This window comes from Streptomyces sp. ALB3 (assembly GCF_044385685.1).
In the GTDB taxonomy this organism is placed as follows: Bacteria; Actinomycetota; Actinomycetes; order Streptomycetales; family Streptomycetaceae; genus Streptomyces.
Genome location: NZ_JBISCE010000026.1, coordinates 405,735 through 430,672 on the forward strand (window position 1 = coordinate 405,735; position 24,938 = coordinate 430,672).

Sequence of the window (24,938 nt, forward strand, 5' to 3'; positions counted from 1 at the left end):
TCCTTCCACGGTACGAGCTGGACCGATCTCGACCCAGGTGTGTCTAACTGCCTTCGCGCCAGGCGCTCCACAGCCGGGCGTAGCGTCCGCCCAGGGCCACGAGTTCCTCGTGCGTTCCCTGCTCCACCACGCGTCCGGCGTCCAGCACGGCGATCCGGTCCGCCGCCATCGCCTGGGTCAGACGGTGCGCCACGAACAGCGTGGTCCGTCCCGCGCAGGCGGCCCGCACGGACCTCTCGAGTGCGGCGGCGCCCTCGCTTCCGGCCTCTGCGGTCGACTCGTCGAGCACCACCACCGGCGCCCGGCTCAGAAGCAGCCGGGCCAGGGCGATCTGGGCGACCTTCGTGACGTCCAGGCGCTCGCCGCCCTCGCCGACGACGGTGTCCATCCCGTCGGGGAACGCGTCGACCCAGTCTCCCGCTCCGACCGTGCGCAGTGCCTCGAGCAGCTCGGCGTCGGTCGCCCGGGGTGCGGCGAGCCGCAGGTCGCCGGAGAGCGGGCCGGAGAAGACGTGTGTCTCCTGCGTCAGGATGCTCACGAGGGCCCGCGCGCCCGCCTCGTCAAGACCGGCGAGGTCGTGCGGCCCGATGCGCACCGAACCCGTCTGCGGGGTGCCGATGCCCGCGATCAGGGCGGCCAGGGTGGACTTGCCCGCGCCCGTCGCCCCGACGAGAGCGAGCGAACCGCCTGCCGGGATCGTCAGGCTGACGTCCCGTAGGACGGGCTCCTCGGAGCCCGGGTATCCGAAGGTCAGTCCCTCCACCGTCACCTGGTGCGGCGTGACGCCGGCGGACGCCACGGAGGTGTCGCCCACCAGCCGGTCCTCAGCGGCCTCGCCCAGCACCCCGACCAGACGGGTGAGGCTCGCACCCGACTTCTGCGCCTCGTCGAAGGTGAACATGATGGCGCCCAGCGGGGTGAACAGGCGGTGGAACATCAGCGGCGCCGCCGACACCTCGCCGAGACTCGCGGCGCCGGTCTCCAGCAGGACGTATCCCACCACGAGTATCAGGACGAGCCCGATGAACTCGGCGCGGTTCTCCCTGCCGACGAACCGGCCGAAGACCCGGAAGACCTCGATGCCCAGATCGCGTACGTGCCACGACTTGACGGTGACCTTCTCGCGGAAGTCACCCTCCAGGCGGTAGGCGCGTACGGTGTCGATGCCGTTCAGACCGCTGATCAGCGCCTGAGCGCGTTCACCCTGGGCCGCCCGTTGCCTCTGGTACAGCGGGGCGGAGCGGGGCAGGTACCAGCGCAGGGCCAGCGCGTACGCGGGCAGCGCGCCGGCGCCCGCCAGGCCCAGTCTCCAGTCGAGGCCGAACATGCCGATGGTGGCGATCGCGACCAGCACGCCGGCCGAGAAGACCGTGGGGACGGCCGAGCGGATGCCCCTGGACAGCACTGCCACGTCGTCGCCGACCCGGGACAGCACGTCCCCCCGGCCGACCTGCTCGATGCGCGCGCTCGGCATACCGAGCACCGCGCGGACGGCGGCTTCCCGAAGCTGAGCGAGCAGGTCCGCGCCCAGACGTCCGATCAGGTAGGTGGAGACCGCGGTCGCCGCCGCGCCGAGCAGCGCGGCGGCGCCCATGAGGATCCCGGTCGTGACCAGCACCGAGCGCCCGTCGCCGTCGACGACGGCGTCGACCACCCGGCCGAGAAGGAGCACCGGGAGCACCTGGAGCGCCGCGCCCGCCACGGTGGTGAGCACGGTCGCGGTCGTGAGCCACGGCGTCTCGCGGCAGTGCGCGGCCACCCATCGGGTGGACTCGCCGCCGGCCGCCGTGCGCAGGGCGGCCGGGGCGACGCGCGTGTCGGTGCCGCTCACTCGGGACCCGGAGAGGGCCGGGGGGACTGCCTCATCAGCCGGCCGACTTGACGAGCTCGTCGATGGCGTACGGCAGGGAGAGCAGGGTGCCCTGCGACATGGCCGCGCCGACCGCGGGCCCTTCGCTGTCCAGCAGGTACGACACCTTTCCGGCCTTGACCGCGGACAGGTTGGTGAACAGCTCGAACTTCTTCAGCGCGTCCTGGTCGGCCTTGTCGTTGATGACGAAGATGCGGTCCACGTCGATCAGGTCCATGCGCTCGGGGGACAGCTGGGTGTAGAACTTGTCGCCCGCGATCTCGTCGATCTTGGTCGCACCCTTGAAGCCGATGCCGGTGATCAGGCGCCCGCGTACGTCGGTGGTGGTGAAGGGCGCCACCGAGTCCTCGTACCAGGACAGCGCGACGGCGGTCTGGTCCGCGAACTCCGGGTGCGCCTCACGGGCGGCGTCGAGCTTGCCCTGGATGCCCTTCACCAGTGCGGCGCCCTCGTCCTCCTTGCCGAGCGCCTTGGCGATGTGGACGGCGTTGTCCTGCCACGGAGCGCTGAAGAGCTCCTTCTCGGCCTTGGTGCGGCCCACGGTCGGGGCGATCTTCGACAGCTTGTCGAAGGCGGCCTGGTCGATCTCGGAGTAGACGGCGATGATCAGGTCCGGCCGCAGGGCGGCGATCTTCTCGTAGTTGGGACCGGAGTCGCCGTTGCTCATCACGACCTCGGGCCGGGTGTCGCCCCACTTGTCCTTGACCCAGGGCCACTGGGTGTTGATGTCGGGGGACGTGCCGGCCGGGTTGGGGTACTGGTCGACCATGCCGACCGGCTTGATGCCGAGCGCGAGGATGGCCTGGTCGTCCGTGTATCCGACGGAGACGATCCGCTCGGGAGTCTTGGTGATCTTCGTCGATCCGAAGGCGTGCTCCACCGTCACCGGAAACGCGCCGGAGGCGGCGGGGGCCTTGTCGTTCGTCTCCTTCGCCGGGTCCGAGCCGCATCCCGCGAGGAGGGCGACGCCGAGCGTCGCGGCGGAGAGGGTCGCCGCCAGCCGCCGCCGGGGCCTGAGAAACGTCGATCTGTGGAAGAACATCCTGCGATCCCCTGCTTTCGCGCTGTTCGCTGCACCCCGTACGAGGGCAGCCAAACCCTATCCGCTCGGGTGAGGCGAGCCTAGCCTAACTTTCCCTGATTCCTTTGCGGCGGCCTCAGTTGGGCTGTGAGTGGGTACGCCCGATGGGCACGATGAGCGGGCGGTCACCCACCGGGTCCTCGATCACCTTGGCCCGCAGCCCGAACGCCTCCTGCAACAGCTCGGCCGTGATCACGTCCCTCGGGTGCCCCTGCGCCAGGACGGCCCCCGCGCGCATGACGACGAGATGGTCGCTGTAACGGGTGGCCAGATTCAGGTCGTGCAGCACCATGACCACGGTGCGGCCCGACTCGTGCAGGTCGTCCACCAGGTCGAGCACATCGATCGCGTGGGCCAGGTCCAGATACGTGGTCGGCTCGTCCAGCAGCAGCAGGTCGGTGCCCTGAGCCAGTGTCATCGATATCCACACCCGCTGGCGCTGACCGCCGGACAGCGAGTCGACCGGACGGTCGGCGAGTTCGGACACCCCGGTCATGGCCAGCGCGCGCTCGACGACCGAGGCGTCGTCCGAGGACCACTGCCGCAGCCAGCTCTGGTGGGGATGACGTCCTCTGGCCACCAGATCGGCCACGGTGAGCCCTTCCGGCGCGACCGGAGCCTGCGGCAGAAGGCCGAGCTTCTTGGCCACGTCCCTGGTCCTGAGCTTGACGATGTCCTCGCCGTCCAGGACGACGGCGCCCGCCGTCGGCTTGAGCAGCCGCGTCAGGGTGCGCAACAGCGTCGACTTCCCACAGCCGTTGGGGCCGATGATCGTGGTGATCAGTCCGGGCGGGACCGTCACGTCGAGGTCTTCGATGACGGTCCGTCCGCCGTAGCCGACCGTGACACCCCTGGCTGCCAGACGCGGGACGTCCCCGGCCGCCGAATCGGTCGTCGTGATGTGCTGAGCGCCCACAGGTCCCCCCGTTGTCCGGTCCGTACGGTCGTTTCTTCTTCTAGCGGAGGTTCGCCCGCACCAGCAGGTACACCAGGAAGGGCCCGCCGATCGCGGCGGTGACCACGCCGACGGGGAGTGTGATCGGCAGCGCCGAGCGCGCGGTCAGGTCGGCGCCGGTCAGCAGGAGCGCGCCCACCAGGCCTGAGGCCAGGAGGGGTGGCGTCGGGCACCGCGCCAGACGCATCGCCACCTGGGGCGCCACCAGCGCCACGAACGGGACCGGACCGGCCGCGCTCACCGCGGCGGCGGCCAGCAGGACCGCGCACAGCAGGAGGACCGCCCGCACCCTCGAGAAGCGGACGCCCAGACCCGCGGCGATGTCGTCGCCGAGGTGCATGGGTTTGAACTGGAACGCGGCACCGGCCACGACCGCCATGAGGACGAGCGTGCACCAGAACACCACCCGGACCTCGTCCCACGAGCGGTTGTCCAGCGATCCGACCAGCCACGCCTGCGCCCGGGCCACGTCCCTGATGTCGGCGGTGGCCAGGAGCCAGGTGGTGATCGCCTCCATCACCGCGGTCACCGAGATGCCGATGAGGATGAGCCGGAAACCGTCGATCCCGCGCCGCCATGCCAGGAAGTACACCAGCAGGCCCGTCCCGAGGCCGCCGGCGAGCGCGGCGGCCGACAGACCGACGGTGCTGACGACCGCGGCCGTGGTCCCGCCCGACACCGTGACCAGGAACACCGCGACGGCGCTCGCTCCCCCGGTGATCCCCAGGATGTCGGGGCTGGCCAGCGGATTCCGGGCGATGGACTGCGTGATCGCCCCCGACACCCCCAGAGCGGTCCCGACCAGGAGGCCGGCCAGCGCACGCGGCATCCGCAGGTCCATGATCACGAACTCGTCGACCTGCTCGCCCCGGCCGAGGATCGTCGCGACCACCCGGGGCAGACCGATGGGGAAGTCCCCGACCCCGATCGACAGACAGAAGACCAGGCAGGTGACCGCCGCCAGCAGCAGCGTGACGCACACGAGCCAGGGCCGCCAGACGAACGACACCCGCCCCAGTCGCACACCGGGAACCACCGGTCGTTTCGCGTCCGCCCCGGTCACCGGTCGCCCCGCATCCGTTCCCGTCATGCGCTCCTGAACTTTCCTCGCCACACGAGAGCCGCGAAGAACGGGGCCCCGAGGAGGGCGACGACGACACCCGCGTCCAGCTCGCCCGGCCGCACCACCACTCGACCCACGATGTCGCAGACCAGAAGGACGACCGCCCCCAGGAGCCCCGCGTACGGCACCAGCCAGCGGTAGTCCGGCCCGGTCAGGTACCGGGCGACGTGGGCGACCATGAGCCCGAGGAACGCGATGGGTCCGCACGCCGCGGTCGCCGCCCCGGCCAGCAGGGTGATGGCGACGATGCCGACCGTCCGGCTCAGCGCCGTGTTCACGCCCAGCCCCCGGGCCACGTCGTCCCCCAGGTTCAGCAGGTTGAGGGCCGGCAGCATGGTGAGCGCCAGCACCACACCGGCGGCGATGAACACGGTCACCGGCCAGATGACGTCGAAGCCGACACCGGCCACCGACCCCGCGTTCCAGAACCTGAGCGCGTTGAGCGACTTCAGGTCCGACAGGGCGACCGCCGTGGTCATCGCCGCGAGGAACACCGTGACCCCTTGGCCCGCGAGGGCGAGGGTCAGCGGGTTGCCTGCTCCCCGGCCGATGCTCGACAGCCCGAACACCACGACCCCGGCGAGCGCCGCCCCGAGGAACGCGAACCAGACGTACTGGAGCGGGTCGGCGAGACCGAACAGGGCGATCACCGTCACCACGGCGAACGAGGCTCCGGCGTTCACCCCCAACAGCCCGGTGTCCGCGATCGGGTTGCGTGTGTACCCCTGGATCAGCGCCCCGCCGGTCCCGAGGGCGACGCCCGCGACGATCGCGAGCACCGTCCTGGGCACCCGCACCGTCCGCACGATCAGCCTGATCTCGGTGAGGCGTTGGTCGGCGTCGGGCGCGGCGGACAGCCCGTGCCACACCTCCGCCGGACTCAGCGCACGCGCGCCCACCGCCAGGGAAGCGGCCGCCAGGACCACGAGGATCGCCGCGAGCGCGCCGAAGCCCGCGACCCGCCTTCGACGGGCTTCCGCCGTGCCCCCGGGCGCAGGGCGCTCCACTGCAGTCGCGCTCATGTCGACGTACGATATCCCTCTTGATCTACGGTTGACGCGTGGGTGGTCGGGCGCTGTCCGCCTGAGCGAGGTGGGCACACCGGCGCTCCACGGGCCGTGCGCGCGGCGGCGGGGCCGAGCCCGCTCCCGCCCGGCGCCCGGGGGCACGGTGTACAGGGAACGGTCCCGGGGCGCGGCCTAGCCGACCGTGCCGCCCGCCGCCTCCACGACCGGCCGGGCCTCGTCCGAGGCGGCCTTGAGACCCCTGTCGAGCAGCGAGTCCAGGATCTCGCCGACTCGGACAGCGGTGTTGGACAGCAGGGCCGAGGTGATGCCGTGCGTGTGTTCCGTGCCGCCCTGCAGGTAGATCCCGCACCGCAGTTCGGGATCGGTCACTATGCGGTAGTCGCGCTCGACGCGGACGCGTCCGTCCTCGTCGCGGACGCAGCGGTTCGCGGCCTCCCCCAGGAGGCCGAGGGGGTCGACCGGGCTGTAGCCGGTGGCGAAGACCACGACATCGGCGTCCAGGACGGTCTCCTCGCCCGTCACGAGGGACTGCACCGTGGCGTGGACGGTGTCGGGCTTCTCCTCGACGGCGGCGAGCCGGGAGACGTTGAGGAAGCGCAGCCGCTCGGTGCCGAGGACCTTCTCCTGGTACATCTGCCGGTACAGGTCGTCGATCAGGTCGATGTCCACCACGGAGTAGTTGGTGTTGCCGTGGTAGCCCATCAGCTTGCGCTTGACGCCCTCGGGTGCCGCGAAGTACTCGTCGACCGCCCCGGGGTCGAAGATCCTGTTGGCGAAGCTGCTGTCGTCGGCGGGGCTGTAGCCGTAGCGTGAGAAGACCGCGCAGACCTCGGCTCCCGGGAACCGGCGGTGCAGGTAGGCGACGTTCTCGGCGGCGCTCTGCCCGGCACCCACGACGATGAACCGGGAGGGCGAAGTGCCTTCCAGCCCGTCCGCCTTCGCCAGCAGTTCGGAGTTGTGCCACACACGGTCACCGCGCTCCACACCCTCGGGCATGAGAGGGCGCAGCCCTGTCCCGATGACGACGTTGCGGGCCCGGTGCACCACCAGCCCCTCACCCGAGCGGACCGTCACGTCCAGGTGCTCGACTACTCCGTCACGGAGGACAGGAGTGACGCCGAGAACCTCGTGGCCGTAGGAGACCATGCTCCCGACCTTGGCCGCGGCCCACTCGAAGTAGTCGTGGAACTCGACCCGGAGGGGGAAGAGGTTCTTGTGGTTGATGAAGTCGACCAGCCGGCCCCTGCTCTTCAGATAGCACAGGAAGCTGAACTCGCTGGCCGGGTTCCGGAGCGTCACCAGGTCCTTGAGGAAGGACACCTGCATGGTCGCGTCGTCGATCAGCATGCCGCGGTGCCAGCCGAACCGGGGCTGCTGCTCGAAGAAGTGGGCGCTGACCGGCTCCTGCCCGCCGGGGCCCGCGTTGTGCTCGGTGAGCGCAATCGCCATGGCCACGTTGGACGGTCCGAAGCCTATGCCGATCAGGTCGTGGACCGGTGGTGCGTCGCCAGGGCGAACCTGTGACATGTCACTCCCATCGTGCGGGGAACCCGCCTGAAGACGTGCGGAGACCAGAGGTCGGGCGCGCCGACGGGGTGGCCCCGTTAATTTAGGTGAGCCTAAGCTCATCTGGCGGAGCTGTCGATAGGGCAATGCGGGAGAGCGGCACTCCCGCACCCCACAACAGGGGTGCCGCAAGGCCCTGTTGTGGGACGACGCGGGGCTCGGTCCACTGATCCCCCGTCAGTTCCCGTACGTGGAGGCCCCATCCGCATCGCCATGTTCGGGTACCGGACCTGGGCGCGCACCGGCAGGGTCCGGACCTGCCCCGCCGAGGCGCGGGGTGAACCCTCGCCGCCACCGGTGAGTGAGGGTGCACCAGGGCGGGACCGGGAAGCAGCGGACCCCGCGCGCCCCGCCCCGCCCGGCGCGGCCCGCGCGGATCCCTGAACGCCGGATGCGGGAAGCGTCAGCCGCAGACGTCACACGCATGGCACCGCCACGCTTCGGCACGCGGGGCGGCCGGTACCGGCGCGGATCCCGACGACCGGGAGGCAGGCGTCGGCGCGGCGGCCACCGGCTGCGCGGACCCCCGGAGACCGGCCCGCGTCACGGGCCGCCCCGGCCGGGCCGGAGCGGCGGCGCACCGGCATCCGTCGCTCTTCTCCCCGCCGGGGAGGGGGTGGTCAACAACAACGTAAGGGCAGGCTAACCTAAGGCCCATGAGAGCTGGTGAGAGCACTTCCAGTGCTGTGGCTACCGCCGTGGCCACCCCTGTGGCCGCCCCCGTGGCTGCCGGTGTGCCGCCTACGCGTGGCCACGGTCTGTCCGCCGACGGGGTGACGGTGGCGTACGGCCGCGTCGACGTCGTACACGAAGCGGCCATCGCCCTGCGGCCGGCCGAGGTGACAGCCCTCGTCGGCCCCAACGGCAGCGGGAAGTCCACGCTGTTGCGTACCCTCGCCCGGCTGCAGAGCGCTCGCACCGGCACGCTCACCGTCGGCACCGGGGCGGACGGCGCGACGGACGGCTTCGCACTCGGAACCCGCGAGTTCGCCCGTCGGGTCGCGCTCCTCACGCAGTCCCGTTCGACGCCGGGCGGGCTTACCGTCCGCGATGTGGTCGAGTTCGGCCGCTACCCCCACCGGGGCCGCTGGGGCCGCCCCGACCCACGCGGCACAGCCGCCGTGGACCGGGCGCTCGGCCTCACCGGCGTGGAGGACCTGGCCGGCCGGGGCGTCGATCAGCTCTCCGGCGGACAACTCCAGCGTGTCTGGCTCGCCAGCTGCCTCGCCCAGGAGACCGGCGTACTCCTCCTCGACGAACCGACCACCTACCTCGACCTCCGCTACCAGGTCGAACTGCTCGACCTCATGCGAGATCTCGCCGACGTCCACGGTATCGCCGTGGGTGTCGTCCTCCACGACCTCGACCAGGCAGCCGCCGTCGCCGACCGTGTCGCACTGCTGCGCGCGGGTCGCATCGTCGCCGACGGCGCACCCGAGGACGTCTTCACTCCGGACCTTCTGTCGGACGTCTACGGCATCCGCATCGACGTGGACACCGATGCCTCGACCGGCCGGCTGCGCACCCGCGCGATCGGCCGCCACCACTCACGATCCGAAAGGCTCAGCACCTCCTCATGAGACGTCACTTCCTCGCCACGGCCACCGTCGCCGTCGCCGCCCTCTCCCTGGCTGCCTGCGGGACCACGGAGCCTTCCTCCGACGACTCCGCGGCTTCGGGCAAGGCCGCCGAGAAGATCACGCTCACCGACGCCAAGGGCACGAAGGTGACTCTCGACGGCCCGGCCACGAAGGTCGTCGCCACCGAGTGGAACGTCGTCGAGGACCTGGTCGCCCTCGGGGTCGCCCCGGTGGGCGTGGCGGACGTGAAGGGCTACACCGCGTGGAACACCGCGGCCCCGCTCACCGGCAGCCCCAAGGACATCGGCACCCGCGGCGAGCCGAGCATCGACAGCGTCGCGGCGCTCGCGCCCGACCTCGTGGTCGCCACCAGCGACCTCCCGCCCGCCGTGGTGAAGCAGCTCCGCAAGGTCGCGCCCGTCCTTGAGGTCACCGCCGCAGACGCCGCCGACCAGATCGGCACGATGACGGACGGTCTCGACCTCATCGCGAAGGCCACCGGGAAGGAGGCCCAGGCGGACACGCTCAAGAAGGACTTCGAGGCGAGTGTCGCCGAGGGCAAGAAGGCTCTCGCGGACGCGGGCCTCGGTGGCGCTGAGATCGCCTCCGCCGACGGCTACGTGGCGTCGAACCAGGTCTCCATCCGCGCGTACACCGGCGGATCCCTCCTCGGCGCCGTCAACGAGCGGCTCGGTCTGAAGAACGCGTGGACCGTCGAAGGGGACAAGAGCTACGGCCTCGCCACCACCGACGTGGAAGGCCTCACCGGCCTCGGCGACGTCCAGTTCACGTACGTCGCCAACGACGTCGACGGTGACGCCTTCACCGGCCCGCTCGCGAAGAACGCCGTGTGGAAGTCGCTCCCCTTCGTGAAGGCAGGCAACGTGCACCGGCTGCCCGACGGCGTCTGGATGTTCGGCGGTCCCCGCTCGATGGAGGCGTACATCGACTCCCTCGTCGACGCGCTGACGAAGTAGTACACCGTGGCCGTCATAGAGAAGACCGCGGTGGGCCGTGACCGCTCCGCCGCGGCCACGACGGGCGCGGCCGCCGTGACGGCCACGCTCGTGCTGCTGGTCACGGCTCTCGCCGCAGTCGACATCACCCAGGGCACCGCACACGTCGGCACGTCCGAGGTATGGGACGCGCTCACCGGGAACGCGGAGGCCGAGGACTCCTCCGTCGTCATCGCGTCCCGGCTCCCGAGGATGGTCGCCGGCATCCTCGTCGGACTGGCGCTCGGTATGGCGGGCGCCGCCCTCCAGGCGGTCAGCCGCAACGTGCTCGCCTCGCCGGACACCCTCGCCGTGAACGCCGGTTCCTACCTGGCGCTCGGGGTGGTCGCCGTGACCGGCACCACCCTCCCGCTCCTCGCCTCGTCCGGAGCCGCGTTCGTCGGCGGTCTCGCCGCCGCCGCGGTCGTGCTCGGGCTGTCGGGACTCGGCAGGGGCACCGTCCGCCTCGTCCTCGCGGGCACGGCGCTCGCACTGGGACTCAACGCGGTGACCGAGGCGCTCCTCCTCCTCTTCCCCCAGCAGACCGAGGGCCTGTACAGGTGGAACCAGGGAAGCATCGGCCAGAACGGGTTCGACGGCGCCCTCCAGATGGTTCCGGTCATCGTCGTAGGCCTGGCCGGGCTGCTGCTCGTCTCACGCCGTATCGACGCCCTCGCCCTGGGGGACGACGCCGCCCGGGGACTCGGGGTCCCCGTCCGCGGGACCCGGATCACCACCGTCGTGCTCGCCACCCTGCTCTCCGCGGCGGCGGTCACACTCGCGGGCCCGATCGGCTTCGTCGGCCTCTGCGCGCCCGCGCTGGTCCGGCCCCTCGCCCGCCGGTTCCGGGGTCTCGTACGCTCCCGGGTGCACCTGCCCGTGGCGGGGCTCGTCGGCGCCGCCCTCGTGCTCGGCTCGGATGTGCTGCTGCGCGCCGTCGTGCCCGCCGACACCGCGGTGGAGGTACCCACGGGCGTCGTCACGACCGTGGTCGGCGGGGTGTTCCTCGTGGTCATGGCGCTGCGTCTCCGTGATACTGCCTCGGCCGAGGCACCGGACCGGTTGCGGATACCGAGCCGGACGGCGTTCCTCGTCACCGCGGTCGTGCTCGCCCTCGCCCTCGTGGGCCTGCTGATCGCGGCCGTTCTCCTGGGCGACTCGAAGCTGTTGCTCGGCGACGTCGTGAACTGGGCGCAGGGACGGGCCGGCCGGGTCGTCACCTTCGTCCTGGACACCCGGGTGCCCCGGGTGACGGCCGCGGTACTCGCGGGAGGCGCGCTGGCCCTGTCGGGCACCCTGGTTCAGGCCGTGACCCGGAACCCGCTCGCGGAACCCGGCGTCCTTGGGGTTTCCGGAGGCGCCGGTCTCGGCGCCGTCCTCCTGGTGACCACCGTGCAGTCGCCGGGCTCATGGGAGGTCGCGGGAGCCGCGTTCGGCGGAGCGGCCGTCACCGCGGCGTTCGTCTTCGGGCTGGCCGCCCGGGGCGGTTTCCGGCAGAACAGTCTGGTCCTGCTCGGGGTCGGGGTCTCCGCCGCCGCGGCGGCGCTGATCAGCCTCGTCATCGTGCTCAGCGACCCGTTCGACACGACGAAGGCGCTGACGTGGCTCTCGGGATCCACCTACGGCCGGAACATGCCCGATGTGGTCCCCGTGGCCGTCGTCCTGGCGGTCGGTGCCGTCCTCGCCGTGGTGCGCCGCCGGGAGCTGGATCTCGTCGCGCTCGACGAGGACACGCCGAGACTCCTCGGCCTGGGGCTCCCCCGCACACGTCTCGGCTTCCTCGTGGTGGCCGTCCTGCTCGCCGCCACCGCCGTCGCTGCCGCGGGAACGATCGCCTTCGTGGGGCTGGTCGCCCCGCACGCGGCACGCGCGCTCGTGGGCAAGCGGCACGCAAGGGTGGTCCCGGTGGCGCTCATGCTCGGGGGCGTGCTGGTCTGCCTGGCGGATCTGGCGGGACGCACGGTGATCGCACCGGCGCAGCTCGGCGCCGGTCTGATGACGGCCGTCATCGGCGCGCCGTACTTCGTCTACCTGCTGGTCCGCACGCGACGCTGAGACCGGGCGGGGTGGTCCGTCGGGCCCGCCCCGCCCGGACGCGCGTACGAAGCGCTTCGCCTGCTCAGGATGACGGAGGCAGCTGTCCGCGCACCCAGCGGGGATCGGGGTTGACGTACGGCCGGCCCGCCACCACGACGGTCGGCACGGTCTCGTCACCGCCGTTCGCTTCCCTCACCACCGCCGCCCCGGCCGGGTCGCGCCAGATGTCGACCCAGTGCACCCGGCGGGCGCTGCGGCCCAGCCGGAGGCGCAGGCGCAGGCAGTACGTGCAGCCGGGCCGCCAGAAGACGATCGGTCCGCCGTCGGCCGCGCTGCGGCGTCGCGCCTCCGCCGTGTCCGTCGACGGCGGGAAGGGCAGCGGCGAGTACACCCCCGCGAGCAGGACGAACACAGCCAGGAGCGCCACCGAGGCGCCCACGGCCCCTTCGGCGCCCTGCGAGGCCGCGAGGAACGAGCCGGACAGCACCAGCACCACGGGGATGATCCACACACGTGTCATGATCACGCAGGGTACTTGCGACGTGGGTGCCGGTGTGCCGTCCCGGTGGGAGCGCACACTCGGCTGACCCGACGCCGCCGCTCGTGCGCCCGTGCGTGCGCCGTTCGTGCGAAAGAGTGCGGCTGTCCGCGCGTGCGGAGCGCAAAGAGCAGTCCCTCGCCGTTGGATGGGCCGCGGTGGAGCGTCGGAGCGATCCGGCATGCGTGGTCCCGAGTCCGAGGACGTCCGGAGGTGTCGCGTGACCGGCCTTCAGCTGTCGGTCGTCGTGCCGTGCTTCAACGAGGCCGAGGGCATCAGGTCGTTCCACGCGGCTCTGGTCCCGGTCCTCGAAGGGCTCGGGGAGGGCTTCGAGATCTGCTACGTGGACGACGGCAGTGCCGACCGCACACGGCTCCTGCTCAACTCCTTCGCCGCACAGGACGAACGGACCCGCTACACGGCGTTCAGCCGGAACTTCGGCAAGGAAGCCGCCATGCTCGCCGGTCTCCGCATGTCACGCGGGGACGCCGTGGTCATCATGGACGCCGACCTCCAGCATCCGCCCGAGCTCATCCCCCGCATGCTCGAACTGCACCGGCACGGCTACGACCAGGTCATCCCGCGCCGCGACCGCTCGGGTGAGGGCGTGTTCCGCAGCACCCTCAGCCACGCCTACTACGCGGTCGTGCGTCGCTGCGTGGACGTGGAGCTCCTCGACGGGTCGGGGGATTTCAGGCTGCTGTCCCGGCGGGCGGTGCAGAGCGTGCTGTCCCTGCCGGAGAGCAACCGCTTCTCCAAGGGGATCTTCTCCTGGATCGGCTTCGACACGGTCAGCTTCCGGTACCGCAACAGCGAACGCGTGGCCGGCCGGTCGAAGTGGGGCAGCAGACGGTTGCTGAACTACGGGATCGACGGGCTCCTGTCGTTCAACAACCGTCCGCTCCGCCTGGCCATCTACGCCGGCTTCTGGGTGTTCCTGTCGGCTCTGGCCTACGCGGCGTGGACCGTCGTGACCGTCGTGCTGCACGGAGCCGACACTCCGGGCTACGCGACCCTGCTCACCGCGGTGGTGGCCCTCAGCGGCATCCAGCTGGTCACGCTCGGGGTGATCGGTGAGTACGTGGGGCGCATCTATCACGAGACGAAGCACCGCCCGCCCTACGTGGTGCGGGAGACCGAAGAGAACGGTCCCGCGCTGCAGGACCGTTCCCCTCCCCCGGTCGTCGCGGAGCTGGACGGCCTGGTCGCACCCCGGGTGCGCACGGCACGCCAGTTCGGCAGTTTCGTGCTCGTCGGCTGTGTGAACACAGTCGTCTATCTCGGTGTCTACGCCGTCCTCAACCGGTGGATCCCCTACCTGACCGCCCATGTCCTCGGCTATGCGGTCAGCATCGTGTGCTCGTTCCTGCTCAACTCCTACGTCACCTGCCGGACCAAGCCGACCGTGCGCGCGTTCGTGCGCTATCCCCTGTCCAGCGCCGTCAACCTCGCGGCGTCCGGCGCGCTTCTGTACGGAGCCGTCAGCGGTCTCGGCATGGACAAGAACGTGGCTGCCCTCGCCGCCGGCGCCCTCGTCACACCGGTCTCCTTCCTGCTGGCCCGGTGGGCGATCATGTCGGGCCGCCGCCCGGCCCCCGCACCCGCCGGGGCCGTCGCGCCGGCGGAGGGGCCGGCCGGGGAGCCGCTCCCCGGCCGGCCCCTCCACTCCTCAGAGGACAGGTGAGGACAGATGTCCGACGGCGCACCGGAATCCGCGCCCCCGGAGCGCCCCGAGCCCACGCGACGGCAGGACACGCGAGGCCACGAGGACGCGCCGGGCAGGCCGGAGCGGGACACCTGGCCGCGCTCGCGGACCTCGGCCTGGCTGGCCGCCCTCTCCCTGCCGCCGCTCCTCCTGCTCGCCGCGGCGGCATGGGCGGGCCGGTCGGTCCGGCCGGGCGCGGACGACTGGTGCTTCCTGCCCGCGGTGCGGGACAGCGGAGTCACCGGGCTCATCGGCCGGTTCTACTTCGACGACAACGGCCGGGTCGCCAACGCGGTGCTGGTGGGCGCCTACGCGAAGTTCCAGGTGGCGGGCCACCAGTGGTTCGGCACGGTCAGTGGCGCGCTGACGCTCGCGGTGCTGTGGGCGGTGACCGCCCTGGCGCTGCGGCGCGGCAGGCTCGCCGTGCCACGGGGGCTGCCGCTGCTGGTCGCGGCCATCTCCACCGCCCTCTTCCTGTTCGTCACGCCCAACACGTACAAGACGTTCTACTGGCCCGCCGCGTCCGTCTCGCACACGATGCCACCGGTGCTGGCCTGCGCCGCGTTGCTCCCGCTCCTGGTGGCGCGCTCGCGCCGTGGCAGGGGGGCGGCCCTCGCGGCCGTCCTGGTGGCCGGTCTGATCCTGGGCACACTGTCCGAGGAGACCGCGATCGTCGTCGTGGTGCTCCTGGTCACCGCCCTTCTCCTCAGCGGCCGTTCCGCCCCCGGCCCTTCTCGGCGCTTCGTCCGCCTCTGGTGTGCGGCGGGTGTCGCCGGGGTCGTCGCCGGGGCCCTCGTCCTGATCACCTCACCCGGCTCGAACTCCAGGCGGGAACGCTTCGGGGCGGGCACGACCTCCCTGGTCGCGCCGGAGTCGCTCGCCGCGTCACTGCGCGGGTTCGCGGAGATCGCGTGGACGGTGGTCACCACCTGGCAGTACGTGGGTGCGGTGGCGGTGGGAGTGCTCCTGGGTCTGCTCTGCCGGAGACCGGACGGGAGCCCGCCCGGCCTGCCCGCCTGGTGGCCCCTGGTGGCCGGTGCCGGCGTCGCCGCCCTGCTGGTGTCCGGCTACCTCTGCACCGTCGTCACGTACCCGGTGTTCCAGGACCGCGTCAGCGCCCCCAGCGCCAACCGGCTGTGGAACGACTACCTCCTGCTGTACGTGGCCCTGCTCGTCGGCGCCGGGGCTCTGCTGGGAGTGTCGGCCGGACGGCGTGTACGGCGGACCGGCCCGCTGCCGGCCGCCTGCGGGGCACTCTGCGTCCTGGTCTGCCTCGGCCCGGCCGTCGCGTTGCACGAACTTGACGCGGACATGCGCGCACGGGCCGGGAAATGGGACGCCCAGGACCGGCGGCTGCGCGAGGGGGCGAACGCGGGCGCCACCGTCCTCCCGTACGAACGGCTGGTCATCAGTCAGATGCTGGAGCCGTTCAGCCGGGAGGGACGCTCCTACTGGCCCGGAGGGTGCGTGGCCGACTACTACGGGATCGACCGCGTCACCGACGCCACCCGGCCGTCCGGCCGGACCTGACCAGCACGCGGGTGAGCCCCCGGAGGGAGACGGCCGGGCAGCTCGACGACAGCTGCTGCGCGGCGGCCGTCCCCCGGGGTCCCCGACGCCCCGGCCGGATCGTCCGGCCTTCGCCGCGGAGTCCTATGACGGGGGGACGACACCACTCGGTGACGCCTGGGTCCCCGGTTCCCGCGGCGGCTCGGTGAGCTGCTCGCGCAGGTAGTTCCAGACGACCGCGATCAGCGCCGTGACGGGTACGGCGAGCAGACTGCCCACGATGCCGGCCAGACTGCCACCCAGCGTCACCGCCAGCAGGATCACCGCCGCGTGCAGACCGAGCCCGCGGCTCTGGATCATGGGCTGGAACACGTTGCCCTCGAGCTGCTGCACCACGACGATGATCGCCAGCACGATCAGGGCGTCGGTCAGTCCGTTGGACACCAGGGCGATGAGAACCGCGACGAAGCCGGCGAAGAGGGCACCCACGATGGGTACGAACGCCGCCACGAAGGTGAGCACCGCCAGGGGGAGCACCAGAGGCACCCCCACGATCCACAGGCCGAGGCCGATGAGGACGGCGTCGAGCAGACCGACGTAGGCCTGCGAGCGCACGAACTCACCCAACGTCGTCCAGGCACGCGCGGCCACGGTGGGGACGTCGGTGGCGAAGCGGCCGGGGAGCTGCCGTGTGAGCCACGGCAGGAACCGGGGGCCGTCCTTGAGCATGAAGAACATCAGGAAGATCGCCAGGACGGCTGTGACCACACCGTTGACCACCGTGCCCACCCCGGTGACGACCGTGGTGACCATGCTGCCGACGCTGTCCTGGATGCGGGCGGTCGCCGAATCGAGCGCCCCGGTGATCTGGTCGTCACCGATGTTGAGCGGCGGCCCGGACGCCCACTCGCGCAGCCGCTGGATTCCTTCCACCACACCGTCGGTCAGTTCCCCGGACTGGGAGGCGACAGGCACCGCGATCAGCGCCACCACCCCTCCGGCAGCCAGGAGGAAGAGCACCGTCACCACCGAGGCGGCGAGGGCCGGCGGCCACCCGTGCCGGCGTAGGTAGCGTGCGGTGGGCCACGTCAGGGTGGTGAGCAACAGGCCGACTATGAGCGGCCAGACGACCGACCACATGCGACCGAGCAGCCACACCGTCACTGCGGCCATGGCAAGGACCAGGAGGAACTCGCCCGAGACGCGCGCCGAAGCGCGGAGGGCGGCGCGGGACTTGGTGGGACTCAACGTGACAGACATGTGGTCACCCTATGGGCCGCAGGTCCTCCTCCGGATCACCACGGTCGCCGCGACGCCCGCCGTGGCCGGCAGCACACTCCGGCGCCCGGTGAACGCCTATGAGAGGGCGGGCCGTCAGGAGTGCGGGTCGTTCAGGAGCCCGGGAGGAAGAGGCAGAAGGGGTGGCCGTGGGGGTCGCGCAGGACCCGTACGCCCTCCTGGGGCTGGTATTCCTCGAGTCGCGCGCCCAGCGCGCGAGCCCGCTCGGTCTCCGCCTCCAGGTCGTCGACGCGCAGGTCCAGGTGCGCCTGCATCTGCTGCGTCCCCGGGCGTTGAGGCCACGTGGGGGGTGTGTGGTCGGGCTCCAGCTGGAAACTGAGACCGGGGCGCTCCTGGTCCGGAGCCCGCAGGCGGACCCACTCCGGCGTGCGCTCGGCCTCCTCCCAGCCCAGCATCGCCCGGTAGAAGTCGGCGAGGGCAGGGGGGTCAGGGGTGCCGAGAACGAAGGCACCGAGGATGGTCGTCATACCCCCACCATGCCCCCGTCGCTCGCCCTCACGCATGCGTCCGCGCGTTCTCGCCCGTGCGGGAGACCAAGAGGCCGGGACGGGGCCGGCATAGCGGCGGAGACCGGGGGTAAGCGGGTCCGCGAACGACTCGTCAGTGACAGTAAGAAGGAGATTCCGGTGCTGATGGCCCACCCCGCGGTGCTGCGGAACCTGCTCGAGCAGTACGACACCCTGCGGATCCTGCACGCGGAGAACGGCACCGCGGAGGTGCGGCAACGGATGGACGACATCGCCTACACGCTGTGCGTGGTCACCGGCACCCGGGACATCGATGCCGCCCTCATCGCCGCGCGGCACCAGCTGCCCGGCGCGCGTCCCCAGGACGATTCGCTGCTCACCGCCTGACGGCTCCCGTCCGGGACCCCGCCGGCGCCCCGGACACGTACGGCGGCCCACGCTCCCTGTCGCGCCGGCCCGGGAGCAGCGCCCGGAGCCGGTCGCGAAGCTCCTCAGGGCGTGGGCCGCCTCGCGAACACCCACCGGTTGCCCGCCAGCGCGTCGTTCCGCTCGGGCAGCGGGCCCCGTCCGTGGCGGCGGGTGAAGTCGAACGGGGTGTGGACCGAGGCGGACCAGCCCCTGGCTGCGAGACGGCCCGCGGAGTCAGGCCGCGGCTCGGTGTCGAACAGGTCGAGCAGGTCGATGCCGAGCTGGTGTCTCGTCGCGGTGTAGATCGCGCTGTCGCGGTAGGCCAGCAGGTCCTTCTCCACTTTCACCTCGTACGCCAGTGAGCTCCCGGCCGCGCCGAGCCGGTCCACCGTGTCGATGAGGCCGGTCTCGGCGGCGGGGGGCAGATAGAACAGCAGGCCCTCGGCCAGCCAGACGCTCGGTGCGGCCGGGTCGAAGCCGGCACCGGTCAGCGCTCCTGCCCAGTCGGCCCGCAGGTCGACGGGGATCGGCACGCGCGCTGCCTTCGGTGTGGCCCGGATGCCGCCGAGCACCTGGTCCTTGAAGGCCAGCACGCCCTCCCTGTCGATCTCGAAGATCACGCAGCCGGAGGGCCAGTCGAGCCGGAAGGCCCGTGAATCCAGCCCTGCCCCGAGCAGCACGACCTGGCGGGCGCCACCCACCTGCACCGACTGGAGGAGGAAGTCGTCGAGGACCCGTGTGCGCAGGCCGAAGTAGCGGGCGAACCGTCCCCACAGCGGGTTGTCGTCGCCGTCCGGAACGTGCTCCATACGGACCGGCCACCTCGCGGACGGCGGAGCGGCGAGCACGAAGTGTTCCGCGTAGACGTCCTGAGCGAGGCTGTCAGGACGGTGGGTCTCGATCGCCCGTGCCGCGGCGACCAGAAGAGCGGTCAGTCCGACACCGCCCTCGACTCCCTCGACGGCGGTGCTCTGCGCTGTGCCGGCCATGTGTACTCCCTTGTTCGGTACGGGTGAGGGCCCTGTACGGCTGTGGCCGCGCGTCACGTGGCGTCCGGACCGACGGGGCGCGCGGCCGAGGTTCTCCCCCGTCGGCCGGTCCCCTCCGGAATCAGCACGGGCTTGACCACACGGCCCGTGTCGCAGTCGCGCTCGGCCTCGTTGATGGCGGCCAGAGGGTACGTGCGGATCAGTTGGTCGAAGGGGAACCGTCCGGCCTGCCAGAGTGCGGTCAGGCGTGGGATCAGCAGTGCGGGTACCGCGTCCCCCTCGCAGATGTGGGACATCGTGCGGCCTCGGTCCAGTGCGCCCGGCCGGATCGGGAGGACGGTGTGCAGCCGTGCCACCAGGCCGAGGTGACCGGTCGGGCGCAGGGCACGGAGCGCCGCGTCGATCAGCTCGGCGGAACCCGTGGTGTCGAGTGCGTACTGCGCGCCGCCGTCGGTCAGCCGCCTGATCCGGTCGGACAGGCCGGTTGACGCGGCGTGCAGCGGGATCGCGCCGAGTCGCTCGGCGAGGGCCAGTCGCTGAGGGTGGCGGTCGACGGCCACGGTCACCGCCCCGGCGGCGGCGGACGCCATCACCGCGGCCAGGCCGACCGCTCCCGCCCCGAAGACGGCGACAGTGTCGCCGGGGCCGGCTCCGAAGGAGTTGAAGACCGCTCCGGCCCCGGTGAGGAAGCCGCAGCCGAGCGGCCCGAGCAGTTCGACGGGCAGCGAGGGATCGACCCGGACGGCGTTGCGGGCCGGAACCATCGCGTACTCGGCGAACGAGGACTGGCCGAACCACCGGGGGGCCAGCGCGCCCCCTGCCGCGTCGGTGAACCGCCCCGCGTCCTCACTGCGCCCTCCGAAGAGGTTGAGCGAGGCGAAGGAGTCGCAGTAGGCCGGGGACCCGCTCACGCAACTCCGGCAGTGTCCGCAGGAGTCGAAGCTCAGCACGACATGGTCACCGGTGCTCAGGCCGGTGTCCGGACCGCCCGTCTCCACGACGACCCCGGCGCCCTCGTGGCCGAGCACCGCCGGCAGCGGTGTGCGGCCTTCCGAACGCCGGACCGCGAGGTCGGTCCGGCACATCCCGCAGCCCGCGATCCTGACCAGGACCTCCCTGTCCGCGGGCCCGGTGTTCAGCATCACCTCCTCGACGGCGAAGCGGTTTCCGTACGAGCGCAGCACCGCCGCACCGAACCTCATCGTCACGGCTCCTTCGGTCGGTGCACGACGAACGGCCTGAGGTTTCCGTAGAGTCCCCACGGCCCGCCCGCGACACCCAGACCGCTTCGCCCCGTGCCGGCGAAGGGCTGGGCGAGGGACAGTTCGGCGTGGTGGTTGATCCACGCCGTACCGCACTCCAGCCGGTCGGCGACCGCCTCCGCCTCGTCGAGGTCGGTCCCCCACACCGAGCCGCCGAGCCCGAAGCCGGTGCCGTTGGCCGCCTCGACGGCTTCGTCGAGGCGTGCGTACGGCAGCACCGGCAGCACCGGGCCGAACTGCTCGTCCGTCACGACCGGGCTATGGGAAGGGACGTCCGTCAGGACGGTGGGGGCGAAGAAGTAGCCGGGCCGGTCCAGCCGTCGGCCGCCGGCGGCGACGCGGGCCCCGTCGGCCAAGGCCCGCGCCGTGCAGCGCTCGACGCGGGCCAGTTGGGGTGCGTTGTTGACCGGCCCCATCTCCGAACCCGGGTCGAGGCCCGGACCGACGACCACGGTCCTTGCGCGGTGGGCGAGGGCTTCGACCACCCGGGAGCAGAGCCGGGCCGGGGCGTAGACGCGCTTGACCGCCATGCACACCTGCCCGCAGTTGCGGAACGCCGCCCAGAACAACCGGTCGGCGATCCGCTCCACATCCACGTCCTCCAGCAGGATGGCGGCGTCGTTGCCGCCCAGCTCGAGGGTGACCCGGGTGAGAGTGTCCGCCGCGCCCTTCGCGACAGCCCGGCCGGTGGGAACGGAACCGGTGAACGTCACATGGCGGATACCGGGATGGGAAGCGAGGCGGGCACCGAGGGGTTCGCGGCCGGTGACGACCGTCAGCACGTCCTCGGGGAGCACGGCGGAGATGACGGACCCCAGCAGCCTGGTGGCCAGGGGGGTGAACGGGGATGGTTTGAGTACCACCGTGTTGCCCGCGGCGAGGGCGGGCGCGAACTTCGCCGACGCGAGCTGGAGGGGGAAGTTCCACGGGACGATCGCGGCGACGGGCCCGAGCGGTCTCCAGCGGATCTCGCTGTGCACCGGCCGGCCGTCCGCGATGGGCTGGGGACCGGGATACAGCTCGGCGAAGTACCGCAGGCGGGCCGCCGTGCGCGCGACCTCCGCGTACGACTCGGTCAGGGGTTTTCCCTGTTCCCGGGTGAGCAGGGAGGCGAGGGCGTCCCCGCTCGCCTCCACGGCGTCGGCTGCCGCGAGCAACGCTCCGGTACGGGCGGCGGAGTCGGTCCGCCAGCTGCGCCACGCCTCGTGCGACCGGTGGACGACGGCGTCGAGTTCGCACTGCTGGTCGGGGACCTCGTCGAACGCTTCGCCCGTGGCCGGATCGAGCACGGGCAGCCGGTCACCGCGCGCGCACGGCACACGGTCGTCGGGCTGGGATGTCTGCATGCCCGGCGGTCAGCTCGTGGGGGTCACGGCCGCTGCGTACTCCTCGGCGTGCCGGTCCATCTCCGCCCGGAACGCGGCCACCAGTCCCGGCTGGATCCTGCCGGTGTTGCGGTCTCCCCCCGCGCAGACCGCTCCACGCACTCCCACGATGTCCGTGCCGATACGGGTCAGCGCGCCGAGGTCCTCGGCCTTGATGCTGCCCGCGAGCGCGGCGAGCAGCCCGGCGTCGTGGGCCAGGCGGACGAACTCCGCGCAGAGGTCGGGTGGTACGTGGTCGAACAAGCGTGTTCCGTCCTTGACGGCCGTGTCCAGCATGGCGGCGTCCGCACCGGAGCGCCGGGCGATGTCGGGCAGTGCGAGCGGGTTGACGCACCCGATCCGGTGGGCGTCGGCATAGCCCGAGGCGACGACGAAGGCATCCGGCCGGTGGTCCTTCACCGCGCGGACGACCCCGCGCATGACCTCGACGGCCTGCTCGGGCGTTGAGCACCCGTACAGACCGACCTTGATGTAGGTGGCTCCGGAGACAACTGCGCCGAGCGCGGCCTGGGCCACGGTGCCGGGCTTGTACGGGACGTCCCCCACTGTGGCGGAGACCGGTTTGTCCGCGGGGACTGCGGCGCGGATCTCCTTGATGACCCAGGGGAAGTTCGCGCCGAGCGAGCCCTCGTCGGGCTTCTTGACGTCGACGATGTCGAGGTGTTCGGCCGCCTTGGCGCAGTCGAGTGCTTCCTCGACACCGTCCGGAGAGATGAGCAGCAACAACGTGGATCCCTTCCACCGTGTGTCCGTCTGCCGGAGGGGCAGATGTGCGGAGTCGTCGTGATCACGTGCGATGCGCTCAATCATTGCCGTGGTGCACGGCAGCGGGCAGGGCGTACGGGTTACCGGCCGGGTCGTTGCCATGACGTCTCCACGCCCCGTCGCGCGCGCCGTTCACGCCGGTTCCTCCCGGTTGCCGGCAGGCGGCGTTTCGAACCGGGCGGGCGGGAGACGCGAAGGGTTTGATCGACGGGAGAAACACCCGAGGTGCGGTGTCCCCCTCGGGCGCGCACGGTTGCCGGGTGGAGTCACCGCCTCCCGCGCCGTCCATGACGGATCGGGAGGTGGTGGTGAGGGACACAGCACGACAGCCAGGACAGGGACGGAGTTTTCATGACCAGCGCGAAGGTGTCCGACTACATCCTCCAGAGGCTGCGCGAATGGGACGTGGACCATGTCTTCGCCTACGCCGGCGACGGGATCAACGGTCTGCTGGCGGCTTGGGGACGGGCCGGGAACAAACCGAAGTTCGTCCAGGCCCGCCACGAGGAGATGGCCGCCTTCCAAGCCGTCGGGTACGCCAAGTTCTCCGGCAAGGTGGGGGTGTGCGCGGCCACGTCCGGGCCGGGCGCCATCCACCTGCTCAACGGCCTGTACGACGCCAAACTGGACCATGTCCCCGTGGTGGCGCTCGTGGGGCAGACCGACCGCAGCGCCATGGGGGGTTCGTATCTGCAGGAGGTGGACCTGCACAGTCTGTACAAGGACGTCGCGTCGGCGTTCTGCGAGACGGCGACGGTTCCGGAGCAGCTGCCGAACCTGATCGACCGGGCGGTGCGCACCGCGTACGCCGAACGGACCGTCACCGCCATCATCCTTCCGGCCGACGTGCAGGAGCTGGACTACAGTCCGCCCACGCACGCCTTCAAGATGGTGCCGTCCAGCCTGGGCCTGGGCCGCTACGCTCCGGTACCGGCCGACGAGGACATCCAGCGCGCCGCCGACGTGCTGAACGCGGGCGAGAAGGTCGCCGTCCTGATCGGGCAGGGCGCCCGCGGGGCGAGGGACGAGGTGGAGCGGCTGGCGGACGTGCTCGGGGCGGGTGTGGCCAAGGCCCTCCTGGGCAAGGACGTCCTCCCCGACGACCTGCCGTACGTGACCGGTTCCATCGGGCTGCTGGGCACGCGCCCCTCCTACGAGCTGATGCGTGAGTGCGACACCCTGCTGGTGATCGGCTCCAGCTTCCCGTACACGCAGTTCATGCCGGAACTGGACCAGGCGCGAGCGGTCCAGATCGACATCGACCCGCACATGATCGGACTCCGTTATCCCTTCGAGGTGAATCTCGTGGGCGACTCCCGCGAGACCTTGCGGCGGCTGCTGCCACGCCTGCACCGCAAGGACAGCCGCACCTGGCGGAACCAGGTCGAGGAGAACGTGGCCCGCTGGTGGGAGGTCATGCAGCGGCGCGCCGCCGTGGACGCCGACCCGATCAACCCTGAGTACGTCGTCCACGCCCTGGACGGCAAACTGCCCGACGACGTCATCCTCACCGCGGACTCCGGCTCCGCCGCCAACTGGTACGCGCGTCATCTGCGCCTGCGCGGACACATGCGCGGGTCGCTCTCCGGAACCCTGGCGACGATGGGGCCCGGCGTGCCGTACGCCATCGGCGCCAAGTTCGCCCACCCCGGCCGGCCGGCCATCGCCCTGGTGGGTGACGGCGCCATGCAGATGAACGGCATGATGGAGATGGTCACCGCGGCGAAGTACCACCATGAGTGGTCCGACCCGCGGCTGATCGTGGCCGTGCTGAACAACCGCGACCTCAACCAGGTGACCTGGGAGATGCGTGCCCTGGTCGGAGCACCGCAGTTCGAGGAGTCGCAGCACATTCCGGATCTGCCTTACGCGGAGATCGCCAAGCACATGGGGCTGGACGGGGTGCGGGTGGAGAAGCCCAGGCACGTCGAGGCCGCGTGGGACCGGGCTCTCGCGGCCGACCGTCCCTTCGTGATCGACTTCCGCACCGATCCTGCCGTCCCGCCCATTCCGCCGCACGCCTCCCTGGACCAGATCGAGGCCGCGGCCTCGGCCGTCCTGCACGGTGACAGCGATCGTGGCCCGATGCTGAGGCAGGGGCTGAAGGCCAAGGTGCAGGAGATGCTGCCGGGCAGCAGGCACCGTGCCGGACGACCTGGCGCCGGACCGCACGACAGCGCGGAGGACGACGGGTGACCTTCACCGCGCCCCGCCTGTCCGGCCGGTCGTGGCGGCGGGCGGGGCAGGAGGGACACCCGACGTCGGCGGCCTACGCCCGAAGAGTGCCCTCGAATCGCGATCACGTGGTTTTGCGAGTGAGGTGGGGGTAGCCGAATACCAGCCGCAGGCTGTGGAGGCCTGTCGGCCCGCTCGAGA

The 24,938-nt window shown here is 71.5% G+C and carries 20 protein-coding genes; 7 read left to right on the forward strand and 13 right to left on the reverse strand.

The annotated features are described in order from the left end of the window. Positions 1-43: 43 nt before the first annotated feature. The 6 genes from ACHFIV_RS13815 to ACHFIV_RS13840 form a co-directional block, all read right to left on the reverse strand. Positions 44-1,831, reverse strand: a complete 1,788-nt coding sequence (locus ACHFIV_RS13815; protein WP_398967543.1) for an ABC transporter ATP-binding protein — start codon at positions 1,829-1,831, stop codon at positions 44-46. 34 nt (positions 1,832-1,865) lie between these two features. Next, positions 1,866-2,912, reverse strand: a complete 1,047-nt coding sequence (locus ACHFIV_RS13820) for an iron-siderophore ABC transporter substrate-binding protein (RefSeq protein WP_398967546.1) — start codon at positions 2,910-2,912, stop codon at positions 1,866-1,868. Between the two features lie 115 nt (positions 2,913-3,027). After that, positions 3,028-3,867: an ABC transporter ATP-binding protein gene (locus tag ACHFIV_RS13825; RefSeq protein WP_398967548.1), complete on the reverse strand. Its 840-nt coding sequence runs from the start codon at positions 3,865-3,867 to the stop codon at positions 3,028-3,030. A 40-nt stretch (positions 3,868-3,907) separates the two neighbouring features. Then, positions 3,908-4,996: a FecCD family ABC transporter permease gene (locus ACHFIV_RS13830; protein ID WP_398967551.1), complete on the reverse strand. Its 1,089-nt coding sequence runs from the start codon at positions 4,994-4,996 to the stop codon at positions 3,908-3,910. Then, a complete protein-coding gene (locus ACHFIV_RS13835) occupies positions 4,993-6,051 on the reverse strand; it encodes a FecCD family ABC transporter permease (RefSeq protein WP_398967554.1) in 1,059 nt (352 codons plus the stop codon). The genes ACHFIV_RS13830 and ACHFIV_RS13835 overlap by 4 nt, the downstream gene beginning before the upstream one ends. 177 nt (positions 6,052-6,228) lie before the next feature. Then, complete coding sequence (locus ACHFIV_RS13840) at positions 6,229-7,584, reverse strand: lysine N(6)-hydroxylase/L-ornithine N(5)-oxygenase family protein (RefSeq protein ID WP_398967557.1); 1,356 nt, start codon at positions 7,582-7,584, stop codon at positions 6,229-6,231. A 695-nt stretch (positions 7,585-8,279) separates the two neighbouring features. Between ACHFIV_RS13840 and ACHFIV_RS13845 the strand changes: the two genes are divergently transcribed. From ACHFIV_RS13845 to ACHFIV_RS13855, 3 genes are read left to right on the forward strand one after another with little or no spacing between them, the layout of a single operon-like run. Next, positions 8,280-9,203, forward strand: coding sequence for an ABC transporter ATP-binding protein (locus ACHFIV_RS13845; RefSeq protein ID WP_398967560.1), 924 nt, complete (start codon positions 8,280-8,282; stop codon positions 9,201-9,203). Beyond that, complete coding sequence (locus ACHFIV_RS13850; RefSeq protein ID WP_398967563.1) at positions 9,200-10,180, forward strand: ABC transporter substrate-binding protein; 981 nt, start codon at positions 9,200-9,202, stop codon at positions 10,178-10,180. The genes ACHFIV_RS13845 and ACHFIV_RS13850 overlap by 4 nt, the downstream gene beginning before the upstream one ends. Positions 10,181-10,186: 6 nt before the next feature. After that, positions 10,187-12,253 (forward strand): iron ABC transporter permease, encoded by a 2,067-nt coding sequence (locus tag ACHFIV_RS13855; RefSeq protein ID WP_398967566.1) that lies wholly within the window; start codon positions 10,187-10,189, stop codon positions 12,251-12,253. Between the two features lie 64 nt (positions 12,254-12,317). Here the strand turns inward: ACHFIV_RS13855 and ACHFIV_RS13860 are convergent, their stop codons facing one another. Next, positions 12,318-12,755: a glutaredoxin domain-containing protein gene (locus ACHFIV_RS13860; RefSeq protein WP_398967569.1), complete on the reverse strand. Its 438-nt coding sequence runs from the start codon at positions 12,753-12,755 to the stop codon at positions 12,318-12,320. 238 nt (positions 12,756-12,993) lie between these two features. Here ACHFIV_RS13860 and ACHFIV_RS13865 point away from each other — a divergent pair, with 238 nt between their 5' ends. Beyond that, positions 12,994-14,457 carry a glycosyltransferase gene (locus ACHFIV_RS13865; protein WP_398967572.1) on the forward strand — a complete coding sequence of 488 codons (1,464 nt, stop codon included), beginning with the start codon at positions 12,994-12,996 and terminating at the stop codon, positions 14,455-14,457. A gap of 6 nt (positions 14,458-14,463) precedes the next feature. After that, entirely contained in the window at positions 14,464-16,008 is a 1,545-nt protein-coding gene (locus ACHFIV_RS13870; RefSeq protein ID WP_398967575.1) for a DUF6056 family protein, read from the forward strand. Positions 16,009-16,131: 123 nt separating this feature from the next. Here the strand turns inward: ACHFIV_RS13870 and ACHFIV_RS13875 are convergent, their stop codons facing one another. After that, complete coding sequence (locus ACHFIV_RS13875) at positions 16,132-17,247, reverse strand: AI-2E family transporter (protein WP_398967578.1); 1,116 nt, start codon at positions 17,245-17,247, stop codon at positions 16,132-16,134. 131 nt (positions 17,248-17,378) lie between these two features. Further along, positions 17,379-17,753, reverse strand: a complete 375-nt coding sequence (locus tag ACHFIV_RS13880; protein ID WP_398967581.1) for a VOC family protein — start codon at positions 17,751-17,753, stop codon at positions 17,379-17,381. A 159-nt stretch (positions 17,754-17,912) separates the two neighbouring features. On the opposite strand from ACHFIV_RS13880, the gene ACHFIV_RS13885 reads away from it, so the two are divergent. Continuing rightward, the gene (locus ACHFIV_RS13885; RefSeq protein WP_398967584.1) at positions 17,913-18,140 is read left to right on the forward strand and encodes a DUF5133 domain-containing protein; all 228 of its coding nucleotides are present in this window, start codon (positions 17,913-17,915) and stop codon (positions 18,138-18,140) included. A 104-nt stretch (positions 18,141-18,244) separates the two neighbouring features. Here the strand turns inward: ACHFIV_RS13885 and ACHFIV_RS13890 are convergent, their stop codons facing one another. The 4 genes from ACHFIV_RS13890 to ACHFIV_RS13905 are packed head-to-tail and all read right to left on the reverse strand — an operon-like array spanning position 18,245 to position 22,523. After that, a complete protein-coding gene (locus ACHFIV_RS13890) occupies positions 18,245-19,150 on the reverse strand; it encodes a class I SAM-dependent methyltransferase (protein ID WP_398967587.1) in 906 nt (301 codons plus the stop codon). 53 nt (positions 19,151-19,203) lie between these two features. Then, positions 19,204-20,352, reverse strand: coding sequence for an NAD(P)-dependent alcohol dehydrogenase (locus tag ACHFIV_RS13895; protein WP_398967590.1), 1,149 nt, complete (start codon positions 20,350-20,352; stop codon positions 19,204-19,206). Between the two features lie 2 nt (positions 20,353-20,354). Then, a complete protein-coding gene (locus tag ACHFIV_RS13900; RefSeq protein WP_398967593.1) occupies positions 20,355-21,758 on the reverse strand; it encodes an aldehyde dehydrogenase family protein in 1,404 nt (467 codons plus the stop codon). A 9-nt stretch (positions 21,759-21,767) separates the two neighbouring features. Next, positions 21,768-22,523, reverse strand: a complete 756-nt coding sequence (locus ACHFIV_RS13905; RefSeq protein WP_398968212.1) for a (5-formylfuran-3-yl)methyl phosphate synthase — start codon at positions 22,521-22,523, stop codon at positions 21,768-21,770. 390 nt (positions 22,524-22,913) lie between these two features. Between ACHFIV_RS13905 and ACHFIV_RS13910 the strand changes: the two genes are divergently transcribed. Further along, positions 22,914-24,758, forward strand: a complete 1,845-nt coding sequence (locus ACHFIV_RS13910) for a thiamine pyrophosphate-requiring protein (protein WP_398967596.1) — start codon at positions 22,914-22,916, stop codon at positions 24,756-24,758. Positions 24,759-24,938: the final 180 nt, after the last annotated feature.